Genomic DNA, 2,550 nt, shown 5'->3' on the forward strand with positions numbered 1-2,550 from the left:
CTAATAATTGAATCCGATAACAACCTGAGTGTACAAAATTTTTTGTGTTTTGACTACCTTTTTATTTTGTATACTCATTTTTTAATTCTTTTCATAAAAGAACCACAGATCATATCCGGTGATCTGTGGAAGTGGCGCACGGCTTATTTACCCTTCTTGTCGATGGCATGCTGAATTAACAACAGAACAAAACCAACGATAATTGGGGCGGCTATATACTCGAAAATGATAAGCAAATCAAATTTTCCTCCTCTCCCGATAAAACTAGCCCCGGACGAGGTACCGATTACCACCTTGCTAATTATACCGTACATATTTCCTGAATCAATATATAGATGGTTTACAGGGGAAAAACTCTGAGTATCCACGAAAACGCTATCAGGATATAATTATGCACGTGATTTACATAAGCTTATTAGATTGAAAAAGCTGAAAGGCCGGTAAAAATTCACAAACTTTTCAGTTTGATAAATAGCGTCAGAACATTGCATTCACTTGACTGGCAAGGATACCAAAATGAGCAGCGGTTAATACCTGGCTGATTTGATGTGTATGCACGTACTCTACCAACGTGATCTTAAAGGTGGGCGAATATTGTACTCTAGTATGTTTAACTTTCAAATATTTTGAAACTGTTTTTGTCTTGAATTTACTGCAATATTTGGTCATAAGAAAAGCCCCATAATTATTAGACTTTTTGTCTAATAATTATGGGGCTTTTCAAATTCACTTTTTCATCAGTGCTTTTTGTATTATAAATTCAAACTATTTAACTAAACCTGTCACTACACAAAAAATCGGTCTTAACCCACTTTCACCGGAATGAAATTTAACGCCTTCTGCAGGCCCTTAACCGAACCTGAGAAAGGACCGCAGATACGGTTGCTTATTTTTTGCCAGTTGTTTACACGGTATTACATCTACGCCTTTTTTTTGCTTGAAAGTCGGTAACTTAACCACGCAGCTAGTAACCCGATCACAGCTAGACCAGTGATCAGCCAATAATCCACCAACGCCCCCTGAGCAGTGCTGATCCGCAAAGCAATAGGTTGTAGTTGGTAAACACCGATCACCGCCGCAAAAAGATTAGTCCCTAACGAACCAGCATATTGTTGGGTCATATTAAAGGTCGCGTTAATATCCGCTTTTTGGTGCGGCTGAACTTGAACGCTGGCGTGGCTGATCGTATTTCCAAAGGCCAGGTTAAAGCCTAAGCGAAGGACAAAATAGAAGCTGATCAACAATAAAACAGTCAAACGTCGGTCGAAAATAATGAACAGCGCCGCACCGATCAAGAAAATGGCGTGGCCGACCACGATCGGTAGCGGCGTGCCTAAATTATCCATCCAGCGGCCAGCCAGTGGGGCAACCACCACCCCTAACAGCGCTCCTGGCAATAAAATCATTCCCGCAACAAATGCATTCTGCCCTAAAATATATTGGGCTACCTGCGGAATCACAAAGGCCAGGCCAATATTAATAAATTGCAGCAAAAAGTACCCCAACAAATGCCAACTAACAATGGCATTTTTTAAAATCGCAAAGTCGATCAAGTGGCGACTGGCATGACGATTATAGCTATAAAAACCGATCATTAAAAAGATGCTGATCAGTAACAGCCCCCAGAAATGCCAGCTTAAGAAACCTACTTTGGCGGCTAAATTAAACGTATAATCGACTAAAAATAAAATAATCGCTAACAAACCAAAACCCCAAAAATCAAAACGATCAGCGCGTGAAAAAGGCTGTAAATCTAAGTTAAATAACCCAATGAAAAAAACGAGCACGATCAGCGGGAGTAGTAACCAGAAAATCATGCGCCATGACCAAGCGGCCGTCAACAAACCACCATATGTCGGCCCCAGTGCAGGACCCAAGGCGATCAACATCGCCGCCATCCCGTTATAAGTGGCCAAACGCTGCGGTGGCACTGACGTTAAAATAATATGAAACATCAGCGGGATCGATAGCCCAGTAGAAAAGGCTTGGATCAACCGTCCGATCAACATCACCGGAAAACTTGGTGTCAGCGCGCATAATAGATCGCCGACAGTAAAGCAAGTGATCGCGATCAAAAATAATGTTTTAACCGGATAGCGTTTGATCAAATGCGCTGAGGCGACCATTATCAAAGTCGTCAGTAACAAATAGCCAGTGGTCAACCATTGAATCGTGGCCAAGTTAACGTTCATCAATTTCGTTAAGGTGGGAAAAGTCACGTTTAATGAAGTTTCCACCAAGGTGCCCATAAAACTTAATAACCCAGTAGCGACAACACTTAATATCGTCGTCCGGGAAAGACGTTGCTGCATGTGCTCATCCCTACTTTCAAAAAGCTTAATAACGTAAGTCTACCACAGCATTCCGTTTACAGGCGCAAGCTATTTTTAAAAAGGCTGCACCTGTCTATTAACTGATTTGGGCAAACAAAAAAGCAATTGCAACCTAGCTTTGAACTGAACCCCCAGAATTGGAGAAATCCAAATCTGGGGGTTTTATCATGTTTTCAAAAGAAACAAAAATTAAGGCTGTATTTGAATTAATTCAAGG

General features: G+C 41.2%; 1 protein-coding gene. It reads right to left on the reverse strand.

The features are described 5' to 3' along the window. Positions 1-920: 920 nt before the first annotated feature. Positions 921-2,312, reverse strand: a complete 1,392-nt coding sequence (locus FFM78_RS13520) for an MFS transporter (protein ID WP_137638902.1) — start codon at positions 2,310-2,312, stop codon at positions 921-923. Between the last annotated feature and the right edge of the window lie 238 nt (positions 2,313-2,550).

It is taken from the genome of Loigolactobacillus binensis (assembly GCF_005405165.1).
In the GTDB taxonomy this organism is placed as follows: domain Bacteria; phylum Bacillota; class Bacilli; order Lactobacillales; family Lactobacillaceae; genus Loigolactobacillus; species Loigolactobacillus binensis.

Bases quoted from the DNA above. Each gene is read 5' to 3' on its own strand.
- FFM78_RS13520 (WP_137638902.1), bottom strand. From the start codon at position 2,312: ATGCAGCAACGTCTTTCCCGGACGACGATATTAAGTGTTGTCGCTACT.